The following is a 17,981-nucleotide window of genomic DNA, read 5'->3' on the forward strand; positions in this document are numbered from 1 at the left end:
CGGGAGCGGTCCGCGAGCCGTGCTCAGGAGAGCGTCAACCCGAGCTTCCGCCCCGCGAGGCCGCGCCCCATCGTGGTGATCGTCTCCGCGACCTCCCGGAGCGCGCGGGCCGCGGGGTCCTCCGGGGCGCCGAGGACGACCGGCACACCGGTGTCCCCGCCCTCCCGGAGCGGCACCGACAGCGGCACGCGGCCGAGCACCGGCACCGGGACGTCCTGCCCGCGCGACAGACGTGCCGCGGTCTCGTCGCCGCCGCCCTCGCCGAACAGGTGCAGGACGCTGCCGTCGGGCTGCACGAGCCCGGCCATGTTCTCGACCACGCCGATCACCCGCTGCCCGGTCTGACGCGCGACGACGCCGCTCCGCTCGGCGACGTCCGCCGCGGCGGCCTGCGGGGTGGTGACGACGATGACCTCGGCGTGCGGGAGCAGCTGCCCGACCGAGATCGCGACGTCGCCGGTCCCGGGCGGCAGGTCGAGCAGGAGCACGTCGAGGTCGCCGAACCACACGTCGGTGAGGAACTGGGCGACCGTGCGGTGCAGCATCGGTCCGCGCCAGGACACCGCGGTCGAGACGTCGTCGACGAACATGCCGATCGAGACGACCTTCACGTCGTGCGCGACCGGCGGCAGGATCATGCTGTCGACCCGGGTCGGTCGGGGTGCGACGCCGTCCGCGTCGGTCAGGCCCATCAGCCCGGGGACGCTGAAGCCGTGCACGTCGACGTCGACCACACCGACCCGCTGTCCGGCGGCGGCGAGGGCCACCGCGAGGTTCACGGTGACGGTGGACTTGCCGACCCCGCCCTTGCCGCTCGTCACGGCGATCACCCGGGTCAGCGAGTCCGGGGTGAACTGCACGCCGCGCGGGCGGTCGCCCCGCAGCCGTTCGGTGAGCGCTGCGCGCTGCGCGGGCGACATGACGGAGACGTCGACGTCGACGGCGGCGACGCCGTCGACCGAACCGGCGGCCGCGCGCACGTCCCGCTCGATCGTGTCGGCGGCCGGGCACCCGACGATCGTGAGCTGCAGGTCGACGCGCACCGTGCCTCCCGGCTGCACGTCGACACCGCGGATCATGTCGAGCTCGGTGACGGGTCGGCGTATCTCGGGGTCGAGGACGCGGCCGAGCGCAGCGAGGACCGCCGCGCCCAGCCGTTCGTCGTCCTCGTGCCGGTCGGCGGGGTCAGCCACGACCGGTCCGGCCGGCCTCGTCGGCCTCGGCCCTGCCGTGCACCGCTGCGTCGTCGGCGTCGCGCCGGTCGAGTTCCTCGAGCAGCGACCGGATCTCGGCGCGGATGAAGTCCTTCGACGCCATGTCGCGCATGGCGAGCCGGAGGGCGACGACCTCGCGGGCGAGGTACTCGGTGTCGGCGAGGTTGCGCTCGGCGCGCTGCCGGTCCTGCTCGAACTGCACGCGGTCGCGGTCGTCCTGGCGGTTCTGCGCGAGCAGGATGAGCGGCGCGGCGTACGAGGCCTGGAGCGACAGCACGAGGGTCAGCGCGGTGAAGCCGATCGCCGCCGAGTCGAACTGCCACTTCGGCGGTGCGACCGTGTTGTAGATCATCCAGACGGCACAGAACACCGTCAGGCCGACGAGGAACCAGGGTGTTCCCATTGCACGTGCAATGCCCTCGGTCGCGCGACCGAAGGTGTCCCCGCGGCCACGTCGGCGGGTCGGGAGCACGCGCGTGCGCATGCCCTTGGGCGAGTCGAGCCGCACCTGTCGTGCGTCATCCGTTCGGGCCACGGGTGGTCCTCCTTCCCGTCGTCACGGGCGTCTTGCGCGGGCGTTGGCGGAGTCGCGAGGGGGAGTCCCCCTCGCCCCGACTTCGCCAGTCGTCCGGCAGGACGTGGTCGAGGACATCGTCGATCGTCACCACCCCGACGAGACGGTGGGCGTCGTCGACCACGGGGACGGACACGAGGTTGTAGGTCGCCATGACGCGCGTGACCTCGGCGGCGCTGGCGTCGACCCGCACCGGTTCGGTCTGCTGGTCGATGAGCGTGCCGAGCCGTTCGTTCGGCGGGTACCGGAGCATCCGCTGGAAGTGCACGAGGCCCAGGAACCGGCCGGTCGGCGGCTCGTACGGCGGCAGCGTGACGCACACGCTCGCACCGAGCGCCGGAGCGAGCTCGTGCCGACGGATGAGTGCGAGTCCCTCGGCCACGGTCGCGTCGGCCGAGACGATCACCGGCTCGGTCGTCATGAGACCACCCGCGGTGTCCGGCTCGTACTCGAGCAGCATGCGGACGTCCTGCGCCTCCTCGGGCTCCATGAGCTGGAGGAGGGCTTCGCTGCGGTCGTCCGGGAACTGGGCGAGCACGTCGGCGGCGTCGTCGGGCTGCATCTGGTCGAGCACGTCCGCGGCGCGGGCGTCCTCGAGGCGGGTCAGGATGGCGATGCGCTCCTGGTCGGGCATCTCCTCGAGCACGTCGGCGAGCCGGTCGTCGGGCAGCTCCTCGGCCACCTCGAACCGGCGCTCCTCGGGCAGGTCGAGCAGGGTCGACGCGAGGTCGGCCGGGACCAGGTCGGAGTACGCCGCGATGACGTGCTCGGCGGACTGGGCCTCACCGGGGAGCTCGTCCTCGGTGACCTCGTTCCAGGTCGAGAACGTCGTCGGACCCTTGCCGAACGGCGACGGGGTCGTCTTCGGCTTGCGGAGGAAGAGCTGCGAGACCTCCCAGTCGCCCTGCCCGCGGTCCTCGATCGCGACGTCCTCGATCGTGGCGCGGATGCGCTCCTTCTTGATGAGGACCTTGCGGCCGAGCATCTCGGCGATGACACGGACCTCGCCGCCGCGCTGCTCGAAGCGACGCATGTTCACCAGACCGGTCGTGATGACCTGTCCGGCGCCCATGGAGGTGATGCGGCCGATGCTCACGAAGATCCGACGCTTGCCGGGGACCTCGACGATCAGGCCGACCACATGGGGAGGGTCGACGCGACGGTAGACGACCAGGACGTCCCGGACGCGACCCACGCGGTCGCCCGCGGGGTCGAAGACGGAGCACCCGGCGAGGCGGGCGACGAAGACCTTCGTGGCGCTCACCCGGCCAGCGTAGCCGCTCGTGCCGGGGAGCCGCGGCAGCGGCGGGGGACGGGCCTGAGGAGACGCAGATGCGGCTGCGGTGGTGGCCGGGGTCCTGCGCTCGTCCGGGTGTCTCCCGGGAGGTGCACGTGCGATCGCAAGGTGCCCGGTGGATGATGGCTGGGTGAGCAACCAGAGCCCGTTCGCCGGACGCACCGCCCAGGCCTTCCCGACGCTCCCGCGCGGAGACGTCCTCGGCACCTACGACAGCTACCCCGACGCCCAGCGCGTCGTCGCGAAGCTCGCCGAGGCGGACTTCCCGGTGGCGAAGATCGCGATCGTCGGCAACGACCTCAAGACGGTCGAGCGCGTCACCGGCAAGATGACCTACGGTCGTGCCGCCATCGCCGGCGCGCTGTCGGGCCTCTGGCTCGGGTTCTTCCTCGGCATCGTGCTGACGCTGTTCTCGCCGAGCGCGGGCGGCCTCATCTTCGCCGCCGCGATCATCGGTGCGGCGTTCGGCATGCTCTACGGCATCGTCTCGTTCGCGATCACGAAGCGGCAGCGCGACTTCACGAGCGTGCACCAGGTGCTCGCCACGAACTACCAGATCGTCGTGGACCCGCAGCTGACGGGGCAGGCGCAGCGGATCCTCGGGCAGCACGGCGCGACGCCGTCCACGCACTGGAACGAGGCGCCGTCCGGTCCGCAGGGCACCCAGCCCCGCCCCCTGCAGGGGCAGCAGCCCTGGCGTCCGGGCCCGTCCCAGGGATCGCCCTACGGCGGGCACGCCACACCCCACCAGCCGGGAGGCGCGCAGCAGCCCGGGACGTCGGCCAGCGGCCAGCAGACGGGAGCGCCCCAGGGCGGGGCGCCCGGCCAGGACGCGCCACGGTACGGGACGAACGACGGCCCGCGGTACGGCACGAACGACGGCCCGCGGTACGGCACGAACGACGGCCCGCGGTACGGCACGAACGACGGCCCGCGCTACGGCGAGACCGCCGGGACCGCGCCTGCTCGCCAGCCCGCCGACCCGCGCGGTCCGCAGTCCCGACCCGACGAGCCGCCGCAGTACGGGGAGCGCGTCACCGGACCGGCGCCGACCGAGCCCGCACGTCCCGAGGACGGCGACGGCGCAGCCGACCAGGAGCGTCGGGGCTAGAGCACCTTCGAGTAGCAGATCGACCGGGCGGCACCGACGTACGGGCCGAACTGGGCGATGCGCGAGAAGCCCTCGCGCTCGTAGAAGCCGATCGCGCGCTTCTGCTCGTCGCCGGTCTCGAGCACGAGGGCCGGCGAACCGAGGTCGATCGCGGCTTCCTCGAGGCGCCGCAGGATCGCCGTCGAGACGCCGGCGCCGCGGGACTCCGGCCGCACGTACATGCGCTTCACCTCGGCGACGCCGTCCTGCACGATGCGCAGGCCACCGCAGCCGAGGGGCGTGCCGTCCTCGTCCCGGGCGAGGAAGAAGACCGCGATCGAGTCGGCGGTCGGCTTCTCGCCCGGTTCGGTGTCCCCGCCGTACGCACGGTCGATCTCGAGACGCTGCGCGGCCCGGAGGCGCTGGGCGTCGGGAGAGTCGAAGTGCTCCACGTCGATGGTGATCGTGGGGCGGTCGGAGGGCGTCGTGTCGGTGGGGGCCTCGGGCGTGGTCACGCCTTCAACCTAGCGGCCGGAGCGGGCGATCCACCCCTCCACTTCCGAGGGGGTCCGGGGGATGCCCACGGACAGGTTCTCGGCGCCGTCCTCGGTCACCAGGACGTCGTCCTCGATGCGGACGCCGATCCCGCGGAACTCCTCCGGCACGGTCAGGTCGTCCTGCTGGAAGTACAGGCCGGGCTCGATCGTGAACACCATGCCGGCCTGCACCACGCCGTCGAGGTACATCTCACGACGGGCCTTGGCGCAGTCGTGCACGTCGAGGCCGAGGTGGTGGCTCGTGCCGTGCACCATGTACCGGCGGTGGAACTGGTTGTCCGGGCGCAGCGACTCCTCCGCGGTGCCGGGCAGGAAGCCCCACTCGGCGGTCTTCCGCGCGATGACCTCCATCGCGGTGGCGTGCACCTCGCGGAAGGTGATGCCGGGCTGCACGATCGCGAACGCGGTGTCGGCCGCCTCGAGCACGGCCTCGTAGACCATGCGCTGCACGTCGGTGAAGGTGCCCGAGACCGGGAGGGTCCGGGTGATGTCGGCCGTGTAGAACGAGTCGACCTCGACCCCGGCGTCGATGAGGATGAGGTCGCCGGGCTGCACGGCACCGTCGTTGCGGGTCCAGTGCAGGATGCAGGCGTGGTGCCCCGAGGCGGCGATGGTGTCGTAGCCGACCGTGTTGCCGTCGGCGCGGGCACGGCGGTTGAAGGTGCCCTCGACGATGCGCTCGCCGCGGGGGTGCGCGAGGACGGCGTCGAAGTCGGCGATGACGTCGTCGAACCCGTGCTTCGTCGCGGCGACGGCCGCGCGGAGCTCCTGCACCTCGTAGCGGTCCTTCACCAGGCGCAGCTCGGACAGGTCGCGGGCGAGCACGTCGTCGGTCGCGGGGACGCCGTCGGTCTCGGACGCACCGCCGACCGCGGTGCCGAAGCGGGTGTCGAGTGACCGGGTGAGTTCCTCGTCGGCGTCGCGGACGACGAGGACGGCCGGGTCGAGGTCGTCGACCACGGCGTCGAACGCTCCGAGGTCGGCGGTCGCGATGCCGAGGTCGGCTGCGACCTCCTCGAGCGAGGGACGCGGGCCGACCCAGAACTCGCCGATCTCCGGGTTGGCGTAGAACTCCTCGGAGTCACGCCCCGCGGTCGCGCGGAAGTACAGCGTCGCGTCGTGGCCGGAGCCGGACGGCGTCATCACGAGCACCGAGCCGACCACGGTGTCGGTGCCCCAGCCGGTGAGGTGCGCGAACGTGGAGTGCGGGCGGAACGGGTAGTCGCAGTCGTTCGACCGGACCTTGGCGCGGCCGGCGGGGACGACGATCGTCCGGCCGGGGTGCAGCTCGGAGATCCGGGCACGGCGCTCGGCGGCGAAGGGGGCCTGCTCACGGGGCTCCGGCAGCGGCCGCTCGCGCTCGGCCCACTGCGAGGCGATGTGGTCCTTGAAGGTCGAGGAACCGGGGGTGGTGGAACGGTTGCTCGTCGCGCGGGGAGTCGTGTCGGCCATGTGCCCCATCATCGCACCGACCTGGACCGACGGCCTGAGCGGCTGTTCACCTGTCGGTACGATGGGCCGGTGCCCGATCCGTTCATCGACCTGCACACGCACTCGAGCGTGTCCGACGGCACCGAGCCGCCCGCCGACCTCGTCGCCGCGGCCGCCGCGGCGGGCCTCGACGGTGTCGCCCTGACCGACCACGACACCACCGCCGGTTGGGACGAGGCGATCGCCGCCGTCGCCGACCGTCCGATGACCCTGGTCCCGGGCCTCGAGCTGAGCACGCGCGTCGGGTACCGGAGCGTGCACGTCCTCGGCTACCTCGTCGACCCGACCGACCCGGACCTCGTCGCCGAGACCACCCGCATCCGCGAGGGCCGGCTCGCCCGTGCCCGCCGCATGGTCGACCGCATCGGCCGCGATCACCCGATCACCTGGGAGGACGTGCTCGCGCAGTCGAGCGAGGGTGCCACGATCGGTCGGCCGCACATCGCCGACGCGCTCGTCGCCCGCGGGCTGGAGCCCGACCGGAGCGCGGCGTTCCGCGGCATCCTGCACCCGGCCTCGGGCTACTACGAACCGCACGACGCGCCGTCGCCCCTGCGCGGCGTCGAGCTCATCCGCGGGGCCGGTGGCGTCCCCGTCATCGCGCACCCCGCCGCCTCGTCCCGCGGGATCGTGATCGACGAGCCGATGCTCCGCGAGCTCGTCGACGCCGGACTCGGCGGCCTCGAGGTCGACCACCGCGAGAACCAGTCGCACGGCAAGCGCACGCTGCTCGACTGGGCACGGGGCTCCGGCCTGTTCGTCACCGGGTCGAGCGACTACCACGGCACCGGCAAGCCCAACCGCCTCGGGGAGCACCGCACCGCGCGGGTGGCCTTCGACGCGATCGTCGCGCAGGCGACGGGCAGCGCCCCGGTGCACGGACCCGGCTCCCGCCTGGCCTGACCCGCTCTGCGGCCGGCTCGTCGGCGTCGGTGGTCGTCGCCGATTGAGCAGCAGACGTCGGGTCGACGCTCGGCACGCGACGTCGTCTGCTCCGTCGAGGAGCGTGCCGGCAGGCGGAGACGATGAAGGCCCCGTCGCGTCAGCGACGGGGCCCTCGGACGGGAGGCGCTACTCGCCCTCGCCGGCTGCCTGCGGTGCCGAGCTGGTCGCCTCGGCGGAACCGCCGCTGCGACGGCGACGACGGCGGCGACGCTTCGCGGCGCCGTCCGTCGTGCCGTCGGTCGACGACGCGTCCACCGCGGGCTGCGCGGTCTCGGTGGTGGTGGTCCCGGCGTCGGCCGACCCGGCGGCGCGAGCCGACGTGCCGGACTGCTCCGTGCCTCCAGACCGGTTGCGGCTGCGGCTGCGCGAGCCGCTGCGCTCACCGGTGGGGCGGTCGCCGGTGCGCTTGTCGGCGGTGCGTCGCTCGGTCCCCGCCGTGGCGGCGTGGCTCGACGCGCCGGGCAGACGACCCTTGGTGCCGGCCGGGATGTCGAGGTCGCTGAACAGGTGCGGCGACGACGAGTAGGTCTCGACGGGCTCGGGGATGCCGAACTCGAGCGCCTTGTCGATCAGCGTCCACTTGTGCAGGTCGTCCCAGTCGACGAACGTGACCGCGATGCCGGTCTTGCCGGCACGGCCGGTGCGCCCCGCGCGGTGCAGGTACGTGTCGGGGTCGTCCGGGATCGTGTGGTTGATCACGTGCGTGACGTCGTCCACGTCGATGCCGCGGGCTGCGACGTCGGTCGCGATGAGCACGTCGCGCTTGCCGGCCTTGAACGCCGCCATCGCGCGCTCGCGCTGCTCCTGGTTGAGGTCACCGTGGACGGCGGCGGCGTTGAAGCCGCGGTCCTTGAGCTCCTCGACGATGCGGGCCGCCGCGCGCTTGGTGCGCGTGAAGATCACGGTCTTGCCGCGACCCTCGGCCTGCAGGATGCGGGCGATGACCTCGTCCTTGTCGAGCGAGTGCGCGCGGTAGATGACGTGCTTGATGTTCGCCTGCGTCAGGCCCTCGTCGGGGTCCGTCGCGCGGATGTGCACCGGGCGGGTCATGAAGCGGCGGGCGAGCGCGACGATCGGCGCGGGCATGGTCGCGGAGAACAGCATGGTGTGCCGGACGGCCGGGATCGCCTGGAAGATGCGCTCGATGTCGGAGAGGAAGCCCAGGTCGAGCATGCGGTCGGCCTCGTCGAGGACGACCTCCTGCACGTGGGAGAGGTCGAGCATGCGCTGGCGCTGCAGGTCGATGAGGCGGCCGGGCGTGCCGACCACGATCTGGGCGCCGGCCTTGAGCTGCTCGATCTGCCCCTCGTACGCCTTGCCGCCGTAGATCGAGACGACCTTGGTCGGGCGGTTCGAGGTCGCGAGTTCGAGGTCCTCGGTCACCTGCACCGCGAGTTCACGCGTGGGGACGACGACGAGTGCCTTGACACCGTGCTCGGGGTCGGGGCCGAGGCGCTGCACGAGCGGCAGGCCGAAGCCGAAGGTCTTGCCGGTACCGGTCTTGGCCTGGCCGATGATGTCCTGGCCGGAGAGGGCGAGCGGGATCGTCTGCTGCTGGATCGGGAAGGGCTCGCTGATGCCCTTCGTCGCGAGCGCGTCGACGATGTCCTGCTCGATGGAGAGGTCTGCGAAAGTCAATGGATCACCTTGGTCCTGGTGGGAGTCGCGGTCAGTCTACCGGCGGGGCGGGGCACCGCTGCCCGGCCGGTATGCTCGGGGCGTGGTGTCGTGGTGGAACCGGAAGCGCGCGGCGGAGCTCGCCGCCTCGTGGCTGGCGTCGCGGAACCCGCGGAACGCCTCGACGGTGGAGCGTCTGCAGCTCGACGACGTGAGCCCCGAGCTCGACGTCTACCTGGGCCAGGCCGCGTACCTGCAGCTGTCGCTGTACGAGACGATGGGCCGCGCCGGCGTCGCCGCCCCGACCATGTCCGGCCGCCTGGTGACGGGCGTGCTCGCGACCGCGGCCCTCGACCGGCACCGCACCATCGTCGCCGAGATCGAACGCGGCGGCGGTGACCCTGCCGAGCTGATGGAACCCCACCGCGAGGCGATCGACCGGTTCCTGCTGCGCACGAGCGGTGCCGACTGGTACGAGTCGATGCTCACCGGCTACGTCACGGCGGGCATCCTCAACGACCTGTTCAGCAGCCTGCTCCGCTCGCTGCCGACCGACGTGCGGCAGCGGCTGCGCACGGTGTTCGACGGCCGCGAGGAGCGCGCCGTCGTCGACGAGCTCGCGGCGCACATCGAGCAGGACCCGCGCGTGGGCTCCCGGCTGGCGATGTGGGGGCGACGGCTCGTGGGCGACACGCTGCTCGTGGCGCGGTCGGCACTGGCGTCGCACGCCCGCGAGGACCAGGAACGGCTCGAGCCGGTGTGGACCGAGCTCATCGCGGCGCACACCCGGCGGATGGACGCGCTGGGCCTGACGGCGTGACCGCAGCGCACCGCGCATCGCAGGACCTCGTCCGCGGTGCCGCGACCTGGCGTCGTGCGGTCCTCGGCGGTGCGTCCGCGTGGGCGTTCTCGCGCGTGCTCGTGACGACGGTCGCGATGGTGTCGCAGTGGGCGGCGACGGGCTTGTTCCTGGGCGGGCGACCGTTCGTCGACCTGCTCGCGCAGTGGGACTCGGTGCACCTGGCCGAGATCGCCCGGCACGGCTACGACGCGGACTCGACGAACACGGCGTTCTTCCCGGGGTACCCGCTCGCTGCGCGCGCGGTGGCCACGCTCCTCGGCCCGTGGAGCCCGGACCCGGTCGCGCTGGCGCTCGCGGTCGTGGCGGGCATCGGGGGACTGGTCGCCAGCGTGCTGCTCTGGCGCCTGGTCGACACGAGCTCCGGGGTCCGTGCGGCCGAGGTCGCGACCGCGCTCTTCGTTCTCGGGCCGTACGCCGTCTTCCTGCACGCGTCGTACGCGGAGTCGTGCTTCGCAGCCGCCGCGATCGGAGCGTGGTACGCCGCGACGCGGGACCGGTGGCTGCTCGCAGGCGTCCTGACGGCGGTCGCGGGCGCGATCCGACCGAACGGCCTCTTCCTGCTCGCTGCCATCGTCGTCCTCTACGTCGTCCGGCGTCGCGCGGCCGGGCGTCGGCTCGTCGCGTGGCCGGCGCTGGGACTCGCCACGGGTGTGGCCGGCTTCCTCGGCTACATGCTGTACCTGTGGACGTCGACCGGCCGGTGGGACACCTGGTCGCGGGCGCAGGGATCCGGGTGGGGACGGCGGATCCAAGCGCCGTGGGACACGTTCTCGTACACGGTGCAGTCCGTCGCGCACCACGAAATGCCGTCCGCCCAGCCGCAGTTCCTGCTGGACATCGTCTTCGCGGGGCTGCTGCTCGCCGCGATCGCGTACTTCCTCGTCCACCGGTCGTGGGCGGAGGCCGTGTTCCTCGTGATCACGGCGGTGTCGCTCATGACGAGCTCCACCTACGTCTCGCTCGCGCGGAACACGCTGCCGCTGTTCCCGATCTGGGTGGCGCTCGGCGCCGCGTCGGTGCGGCACGCCACCGGACGGCGCGTGGCGCTCGTCGTGCTGGTGGTGGGCGTCGCGCTGTGCGTCGCGAACACGCACCAGTTCACGCTCGGGGAGCGGGCCGACTGAGGCGCGGCCGTGCGGGTCGGACGCGCTCGGCGTCCGGTCCGGACGTGCGTGGCGCTCGCCCGGGGTGTCGGCGTCGTCAGCGGGGTGTCGGCGTCGTCAGGCGCGGGAGCGCGCGCTGGGTCGGGGTGCTCGCGTCGTCAGGCGCGGGAGGGCGCGCTGAGGCTGCAGATCAGGCGCGGGAGCGCTCGAAGAACGCTTCGTCCGCCCGGGCGCGGCGCGTGCCGAGCACCCACTCCGTCACGACGGCGACCACGCCGGCGCCGATGAGGGCGACGACCCAGATCCAGGTGCCGTCGTAGCGCCACCCGGCCCAGGTCAGGGCCTCCCAGGCGACCGCGGCGACGACGCCGCCGACGACCGGTCCGAGCAGGGCACCGCGCGTCGAGCGCCACGGCACGACGACGTGCGCGACGGCACCGAGGACGATGCCGCCGAGCACGGCGAACAGGAGCTCCACGTCAGGCGACGAACCCGATGCGGCGCGACTCCTCGGCTCCGACCTCGACGTAGGCGAGGGCGGCGACGGGGACGATGAAGCGACGGCCCTTGTCGTCCTTGAGGGCGAGGTGGGTCGACTGCGACTCGAGGGCCTGGGCCACGGCCTGCTCGATCTCCTCGGCGCTCTGGGCGGTCTCGAACGCGATCTCGCGCGGGCTGTTGATGATGCCGATCTTGATGTCCACGAGCACAGCGTATCCGAGCGGGTCCGGGCGGCACCGGCCGTTCGCCCCAGGCGCACGGCGGAGTGCGCGGCCGGCCCGTCCGCCCCTGTCGGCCGTGGTCGGTACCGTGTCCGCGTGCCCCGGACCCTGCTGACGCCCACCACGGACGACGTGGGCGTCGCGCGCGCACTGACGGTGGACCCGGCGCAGGACGCCGTGCTCGCACTGCCGGACGGACGGCACGCCGCGGTCATCGGCGCGCCGGGCACCGGCAAGACCACGACGCTCGCCCGGCTCGTCGCCGACCGGCTCGGCCGCCCCGACGCGATCTCGGTCGACGGACACGCGACGGTGCTGGCGCTGACCTCGGCCCGGACCGCCGCGACCGCGCTGCGCGACCGACTCGCGGCCACCGTGGGACGGGTGGTGCCCGGCGCGCTCGCCCGCACGGTCAACTCGCTCGCGTTCCAGGTCGTCGCGCACGCCGCGTCCGTGCAGGGACTCGAGCCGCCGACGCTCCTCACCGGCGGCGAGCAGGACCGCATCATCGCCGACCTGCTGGACGGGCACGAGGCCGACGGGGCGGGACCCGACTGGCCGGCGCCGATCACGGCCGTGGTCCGCGAACGCGCGGGGTTCCGCACGGCCCTCCGCGACGTGATGATGCGTGCGGTGGCCGCGGGGGTGGAGCCCGAGGACATGCGCGAGCTCGCCGACGAACGCGGACGTCCCGAGTGGCGCGCGGTCGGCGACTTCGTCGACGAGTACCGCGCCACCCTGTCGGCGTTCCGGTCGACGAGCCTCGACGCCGCCGAACTCGTCGCCTACGCCACCGCCGCGGTGCTCCGGGGCGAGGTGCCCCCGAGCGTGGCGGCGCTCCGGCTGCTCGTCGTCGACGACACCCAGGAGCTCGTCGAGGGCGAGGTCGCGCTCCTCGGGGCGCTGGCCCGTTCCGGGGTGCAGGTCGTGGCGTTCGGCGACCCCGACATCGCCTCCTCGGCCTTCCGCGGGGCGGAACCGGACGTGCTCGGCCGACTCGCGGTCCGGCTCGGTGTCGACCGGGTCGACGAGATCGTGCTGGGCACCGTGCACCGACACCCCGCGCCGGTCCGCGCGCTCGTCGAGTCGGTCACCGGCCGGATCGGCGCGGCGGCGGCCGGCCGACAGCGCACCGCGACGGCGTCGACGACCGACGCACGGTCCGACGCGGTCGTGCACCTCGAGGCACCGAGCCGCTCCGCCCTCGTCACCGCGATCGCCCGTCGCCTGCGTGAGCACCGCCTCCTGGACGGCGTCCCCTGGCACCGGATGACGGTGGTGACCCGCAGCGGTGCGGCGATCCCCGAGCTCGTGCGGGCGCTGTCCGTGGCCGAGGTCCCCGCGACCGCCGGGGCCGCGCCGGTCCGACCGCGCGACGACTCCGCGGCGCGCGCCCTGCTCGACGCCGCGGCCGTCGCGCTCGACGTCCTGCCGCTCGACCCGGCACTCGCGACCGCGTTCGCGACCGGCCCCCTCGGCGGGCTCGACACGCTCGCGATGCGGCGGCTGCGGCTCGCCCTGCGCCGCGAGGAGCTCGCCGGTGGTGGCACGCGGACCTCGGACGAGCTGCTCGTCGAGGCGCTCGGGGCACCCGAACGCCTGGCCACGGTCGACGCCGGCTTCGCACGACGCGCCACGCGGCTCGCACGCAGCCTGGTACAGGCCCGAGCCGACGCCGCGGCCGACGCGAGCATCGAGGAGATCCTCTGGGGGCTGTGGGAGCGCAGCGGCCTCGCCGGCGCCTGGGGTGCGCAGTCCGCGGCGGGCGGCGTCGGCGCGGGCGAGGCCGACCGCCACCTGGACGCCGTCGTCGGGCTGTTCACCGCGGCGAAGCGGTTCGTGGAACGGACCCCGGACGCTCCGGCGCGGGTGTTCGTCGACGACCTGCTCGGCGCCGACCTGCCCGAGGACTCGATCGGTCCGGACCGGACCGCGGGCCGTGTGCGAGTGCTGACCCCGTCGGCGACGATCGGGCTCGAGTGCGACGTCGTCGTGGTGCTCGGGCTGCAGGACGGCGTCTGGCCGAACACCCGCGTGCGCGGCAGCCTGCTCGACCCGGACGGCCTGGTCCGCGCCGCGTCCGGGGTCGAGCACGGCGCGACCGACGACCGGGCCGCTGTGGTGGCCGACGAACTGCGCCTGTTCGCCCGGTCGGTGTCACGGGCGACGACCCAGGTCGTCATCGGCACCGTGGCGAACGACGACGAGGCCCCCTCGCCGTTCGTCCGGCTCGTCCCAGTGCCCCCGGACCGCGCCGCCACGGTGCACCCGCTCTCGCTGCGCGGTCTCGCCGGGTCGCTCCGCCGGCGCGTGGTGACCTCGGGTGACCACGAGGCCGCCTCCGCGCTCGCGCGCCTGGCCGCCGAAGGCGTCCCCGGGGCATCGCCGGACGAGTGGTACGGCCTGCTCGATCCCTCGACCGACGACCCGCTCGTCGACCTCGACGCCGCACCCGCACCCCTGCACGACGAGGGCGAGCCCGTCGCACCGGCGGTGTCGGTGTCGCCGTCCCGCATCGGCACCTTCGAAGAGTGCCCGGTGCACTGGTTCGCGCAGACCTTCGGTGGCGGTGCCCCGAGTCCCGCGATGGGCATCGGGACGATCGTGCACGAGGCGATGGAGCACGCGACCGAGGTGGACGTCGAGTCGCTGTGGCAGCGGGTCGAGGCACGGTGGGACGAGCTGACGTTCGAGTCGGCGTGGGTGGCCGACCGCGAGCGTGCCCGCACGCGTCGGATGATCGAGGGCCTGAGCGACTACCTCCGCACGTTCGCGGGTGCCGGTCGCCGGCTCCTCGGCGCCGAGACGTCGTTCGCGCTCGTCACCGGTCCGGCGCGCATGCGGGGGAGCATCGACCGGATCGAGGTGGACCCGGACGGTCGGGTCAGCGTGGTCGACCTGAAGACGGGACGCTCGATGCCGAGCGAGAAGAACGACATGCCCGACCACCCGCAGCTCGGCGCGTACCAGCTCGCGGTCGAGGACGGCGCGGTGGAGGGCGTCCCGGCCGGCTCCCGGATGGCCGACGCCCGCCTGGTGTTCGTGCAGAACCCGCGCGGTGGGCACGCGTACTCGGAGCGGACCCAGCACGCCTTCGACGAGGAGACCCGCGAGGCCTACCGCGAGCGCCTGCACACCGTCGCCCGCGGCATGGCCGGCCGGACCTTCGTCGCACGGGTGGACGACCACTGCACGAAGGCGCGGACCGGCGTCGAGTGCCGCATCCACGTCGTCGGGGAGGTGACCTGGTGAGCGGCGGCACGGACACGACCACGACCACGGGCGCGGACCCGACCGCGACGGCGCGCACGACCGGGCCGATCGGGGCGGACGCGGTCGCGGACGCCCTCGGCCGGCCACGACCGACGGCCCAGCAGCGGGCCGTGATCGAATCGCCGCTCGCACCGGCGCTCGTGGTCGCCGGGGCGGGGAGCGGGAAGACCGAGACCATGGCGTCCCGGGTCGTCTGGCTGCTCGCGAACGGCCACGTCCGGCCCGCCGAGGTCCTCGGTCTGACCTTCACCCGCAAGGCGGCGGGCGAGCTGTCGGTCCGCATCAACGAGCGGATCCGCGCGCTCGAGGACGTCGGCCTGCTCGAGGCCGGCGACGCGTTCGAGGCGCCGACGGTCTCGACCTACAACGCCTTCGCGAACGCGGTCTTCCGCGAGAACGCCCTGCTGGTCGGCCGCGACGGCGAGTCCCAGGTCCTCACCGAGCCGTCCGCCTGGCAGCTCGCGCGTCGGGTCGTCGTGGGCGCGCGGGACGACCGGCTCGCCGGGCTCGACCGTGACGTCGACACCGTGACCGCCGCCGTCGTCGCCCTGGCCGGCGCGGTCTCCGAGCACCTCGTCGACCCCGGGGACCTGCGCCGGTTCGCGGTCGACTTCCGCGGGTTGCTCGAACTGCCCGGGAACGCCCGGGGCAACCCGTACAAGGCCGTCACCGACGCGGTCGCCGCGGTCGGCTCGCTCGAGCCCCTGGTGGACCTCGTCGAGGAGTTCCGACGGCAGAAGGTCGACCGCGGCTTCGTGGAGTTCTCCGACCAGATCGCCCTCGCGCTCGCCGCGGCGGAGTCGGCGCCGCGCGTGGTGGACGAGCTCCGCGGTCGGTTCCGCGTCGTGCTGCTCGACGAGTACCAGGACACCTCGGTCGTGCAGACCCGGTTCCTCGCGCGGCTGTTCCGCGACCACCCGGTGATGGCGGTCGGCGACCCGCACCAGTCCATCTACGGGTTCCGCGGTGCGAGTGCCGCGAACCTCGCCCGGTTCCCCCGCGACTTCGGGGGTGACGGAGCCGCCCCGGTGACCTTCGCGCTGTCCACCAGCTGGCGCAACCCGGTGGACGTCCTCGCCGCCGCGAACGCCGTCGTCGATCCGCTCTCGGCGGCGTCCGAGGTCGCCGTCGAGCGGCTCGCACCCCGACCGGGTGCCGACGCGGGGACCGTCCGGGCGGTGTTCCCGGAGACCCTGCCCGAGGAGGCCGACGCGGTCGCCCGCTGGTTCGCCGACCGGCGCGCTGCCGACCCCGAGGGCTCGATGGCCCTGTTGCTGCGATCGCGGAAGGACCTGTCGTCCTTCACCGCGGCGCTGGCGGAGCACCGCGTCCCGTTCCACGTGCTCGGGACCGGCGGGCTGCTGCAGCGGCCGGAGATCGTCGACCTCGTCGCGACCCTGCGCGTCCTGCACGACCCCGCGGCCGGCAACGACCTCATCCGCCTGCTCGCGGGAGCGCGGTGGCGCGTGGGTGCGGCCGACATCGCGGCGCTCCACGGACTGGCCCGCTGGCTGTTCGGTCGCGACCACACGCACCAGCGACTGGACGACGACGTCACCGCCGCCTTCCGGGCGTCGGTCGCCGCGGGGGAGCACGGGTCGATCGTCGACGCGCTCGACTTCGTCGCCACCGCCCCCGACGAGCACGGTGCGCTCGCCGACATCAGCCCGGTCGGCCGGGCACGGATGCGGGCCCTCGGGCAGGAGCTCGCCTCGTTGCGGTCCCGCGCCGCGGGTGACCTGGTGGACTTCGTGACCCTCGTCGTCCAGGAGACCGGGCTCGACGTCGAGGTCGCCGCGCACGAGCAGGGGAGCGGGGCGTTCCTCGACGCCTTCGTCGACGAGCTCGCCGGGTTCGTCACGACGGACGACCGCGCCGACCTCGGGGCGTTCCTCGGCTGGATCGACGCGGCCGCGCGACGGGACGACATGGGCCCGCGGTCCGAGGAACCCGAGTCCGGCACGGTCCAGATCCTGACGATCCACGGGTCGAAGGGACTCGAGTGGGACGCGGTCGCCGTCCCGCGACTGGTCGAGGGCTCCCTGCCCGCACGGCCCCAGGAGGGTTCGTCGGGCTGGTTGGGCTTCGGCCGCCTGCCCTACGCGTTCCGGGGCGACGCCGAGGAGCTGCCGCGGCTCGAGTGGCGCGGGCAGGAGTCGCAGAAGGCGGTCGTCGACGCGATCGATGCCTACCGCGAGGAGGTCGGTGCCCGCAACGAGGACGAGGAACGCCGACTCACCTACGTCGCCCTGACGCGCGCCAGGCACGACCTGCTCGTGTCCGGGTCGTCCTGGGCGGGCGGGGTCCGGCCGACCGCCCCCAGCCGGTACCTGCGCGACCTGGTCGAGGCCGGGATCGTCGACGCCGGAGCGGTCCCGGACGGCACGGAGCACGAGGAGAACCCCCTCGGCGGCGACGGTGCCACCCAGGACTGGCCGCACGTGCCGTTCGGCCAGCGCGGGGCCCGGGTCGCCGCGGCGGCCGACCGGGTGCGGAACGCCAACCCGGGAGCGTCCGGGCGGTTCGCAGCCGACATCGACCTGCTCCTCGCCGAACGTCGCGCGCAACGGTCGGCCCGGCACACCGTGGCCGTACCGCACCGCGTGCCGGCGTCGGGCTTCAAGGACTACCTGACGCAGCCCGACGCGGTCGCAGAGCGGCTGCGGCGGCCGATGCCGGAGCGGCCGTACCGGGCGACGCGACTCGGCACGCTGTTCCACCAGTGGGTCGAGCAGCGTGCCCGGAGCGGTGGCTCGCTCGAGACGCTGGACCTGTGGGACGGCGAGCGCGACCTCGACGCCGACGAGCTCGTGGACGCGTCGACCGAAGCGCCGGTCACGGACGACGACGCCCGCCGACTGGCGGCGTTCCAGGACACCTTCGCCCGGTCCCGCTGGGCAGGCCTCGTTCCGGTCGAGGTCGAGCGCGAGATCCACATCCCGTTCCTCGGACACAGCGTCGTCTGCAAGCTCGACGCGGTGTACGAGGTGGAAGGCCGCGCCGAGGTCGTCGACTGGAAGACGGGGAAGGCCCCGAAGGACGCCGACGACCTCGCGGCGCGGCAACTGCAGCTCGCGCTCTACCGGGTGGCGTACGCGGAGTTCACCGGGCGACCGATCGACGAGGTCGACGCGGTGTTCTACTTCGTCGCGGACGACCTCGAGGTCCGACCCACCGGGCTGCTCGACCGGCGGGGGCTCGAGCGCGCGTGGCGCGCGTCGCTCGGCTGATCACGG

Annotated in this window: 14 protein-coding genes; 6 read left to right on the forward strand and 8 right to left on the reverse strand. The window is 73.7% G+C overall.

Annotation, left to right across the window (positions count from 1 at the left end; translation table 11 throughout):
• Positions 1 to 23 precede the first annotated feature (23 nt).
• From QOL16_RS04865 to QOL16_RS04875, 3 genes are read right to left on the reverse strand one after another with little or no spacing between them, the layout of a single operon-like run.
• Positions 24 to 1,193, reverse strand: coding sequence for a P-loop NTPase (locus tag QOL16_RS04865; protein ID WP_071283354.1), 1,170 nt, complete (start codon positions 1,191 to 1,193; stop codon positions 24 to 26).
• Positions 1,186 to 1,749 carry a DUF1003 domain-containing protein gene (locus QOL16_RS04870; protein WP_171898697.1) on the reverse strand — a complete coding sequence of 188 codons (564 nt, stop codon included), beginning with the start codon at positions 1,747 to 1,749 and terminating at the stop codon, positions 1,186 to 1,188. Before QOL16_RS04870 ends, QOL16_RS04865 begins: the two co-directional genes overlap by 8 nt.
• Entirely contained in the window at positions 1,733 to 3,052 is a 1,320-nt protein-coding gene (locus tag QOL16_RS04875) for a magnesium transporter MgtE N-terminal domain-containing protein (RefSeq protein ID WP_071283351.1), read from the reverse strand. Before QOL16_RS04875 ends, QOL16_RS04870 begins: the two co-directional genes overlap by 17 nt.
• A gap of 163 nt (positions 3,053 to 3,215) precedes the next feature.
• Here QOL16_RS04875 and QOL16_RS04880 point away from each other — a divergent pair, with 163 nt between their 5' ends.
• Positions 3,216 to 4,196, forward strand: a complete 981-nt coding sequence (locus QOL16_RS04880; protein ID WP_065959648.1) for a general stress protein — start codon at positions 3,216 to 3,218, stop codon at positions 4,194 to 4,196.
• Here the strand turns inward: QOL16_RS04880 and QOL16_RS04885 are convergent.
• Positions 4,193 to 4,690 (reverse strand): GNAT family N-acetyltransferase, encoded by a 498-nt coding sequence (locus tag QOL16_RS04885; RefSeq protein WP_253181530.1) that lies wholly within the window; start codon positions 4,688 to 4,690, stop codon positions 4,193 to 4,195. The genes QOL16_RS04880 and QOL16_RS04885 overlap by 4 nt on opposite strands.
• A gap of 9 nt (positions 4,691 to 4,699) precedes the next feature.
• Positions 4,700 to 6,184, reverse strand: coding sequence for an aminopeptidase P family protein (locus QOL16_RS04890; protein WP_071249615.1), 1,485 nt, complete (start codon positions 6,182 to 6,184; stop codon positions 4,700 to 4,702).
• 69 nt (positions 6,185 to 6,253) lie between these two features.
• Here QOL16_RS04890 and QOL16_RS04895 point away from each other — a divergent pair, with 69 nt between their 5' ends.
• Positions 6,254 to 7,126: a PHP domain-containing protein gene (locus tag QOL16_RS04895; protein ID WP_139266349.1), complete on the forward strand. Its 873-nt coding sequence runs from the start codon at positions 6,254 to 6,256 to the stop codon at positions 7,124 to 7,126.
• 168 nt (positions 7,127 to 7,294) lie between these two features.
• Here QOL16_RS04895 and QOL16_RS04900 read toward each other — a convergent pair whose 3' ends face one another.
• On the reverse strand, positions 7,295 to 8,806 hold the full coding sequence (locus tag QOL16_RS04900; RefSeq protein ID WP_065959645.1) for a DEAD/DEAH box helicase: 1,512 nt from the start codon (positions 8,804 to 8,806) through the stop codon (positions 7,295 to 7,297).
• Between the two features lie 82 nt (positions 8,807 to 8,888).
• Here QOL16_RS04900 and QOL16_RS04905 point away from each other — a divergent pair, with 82 nt between their 5' ends.
• Together QOL16_RS04905 and QOL16_RS04910 are read left to right on the forward strand one after the other, a co-directional pair.
• Positions 8,889 to 9,605: a ferritin-like fold-containing protein gene (locus QOL16_RS04905; RefSeq protein ID WP_065959643.1), complete on the forward strand. Its 717-nt coding sequence runs from the start codon at positions 8,889 to 8,891 to the stop codon at positions 9,603 to 9,605.
• Positions 9,602 to 10,771: a mannosyltransferase family protein gene (locus QOL16_RS04910; protein ID WP_071283348.1), complete on the forward strand. Its 1,170-nt coding sequence runs from the start codon at positions 9,602 to 9,604 to the stop codon at positions 10,769 to 10,771. Before QOL16_RS04905 ends, QOL16_RS04910 begins: the two co-directional genes overlap by 4 nt.
• Before the next feature lie 169 nt (positions 10,772 to 10,940).
• On the opposite strand, the gene QOL16_RS04915 is transcribed toward QOL16_RS04910, so the two are convergent.
• Both QOL16_RS04915 and QOL16_RS04920 read right to left on the reverse strand, forming a co-directional pair.
• Entirely contained in the window at positions 10,941 to 11,228 is a 288-nt protein-coding gene (locus tag QOL16_RS04915; RefSeq protein ID WP_065959638.1) for a hypothetical protein, read from the reverse strand.
• 1 nt (position 11,229) lies between these two features.
• Positions 11,230 to 11,454, reverse strand: coding sequence for a DUF3107 domain-containing protein (locus QOL16_RS04920; protein WP_065959759.1), 225 nt, complete (start codon positions 11,452 to 11,454; stop codon positions 11,230 to 11,232).
• A gap of 114 nt (positions 11,455 to 11,568) precedes the next feature.
• Here QOL16_RS04920 and QOL16_RS04925 point away from each other — a divergent pair, with 114 nt between their 5' ends.
• Positions 11,569 to 14,724, forward strand: a complete 3,156-nt coding sequence (locus tag QOL16_RS04925) for a UrvD/REP family ATP-dependent DNA helicase (protein ID WP_175473056.1) — start codon at positions 11,569 to 11,571, stop codon at positions 14,722 to 14,724.
• Positions 14,721 to 17,975, forward strand: a complete 3,255-nt coding sequence (locus tag QOL16_RS04930) for an ATP-dependent DNA helicase (RefSeq protein WP_083394942.1) — start codon at positions 14,721 to 14,723, stop codon at positions 17,973 to 17,975. The genes QOL16_RS04925 and QOL16_RS04930 overlap by 4 nt, the downstream gene beginning before the upstream one ends.
• Positions 17,976 to 17,981 lie beyond the last annotated feature (6 nt).

The sequence above is a fragment of the Curtobacterium sp. MCBA15_004 genome, assembly GCF_001865055.2.
Classification (GTDB): domain Bacteria; phylum Actinomycetota; class Actinomycetes; order Actinomycetales; family Microbacteriaceae; genus Curtobacterium.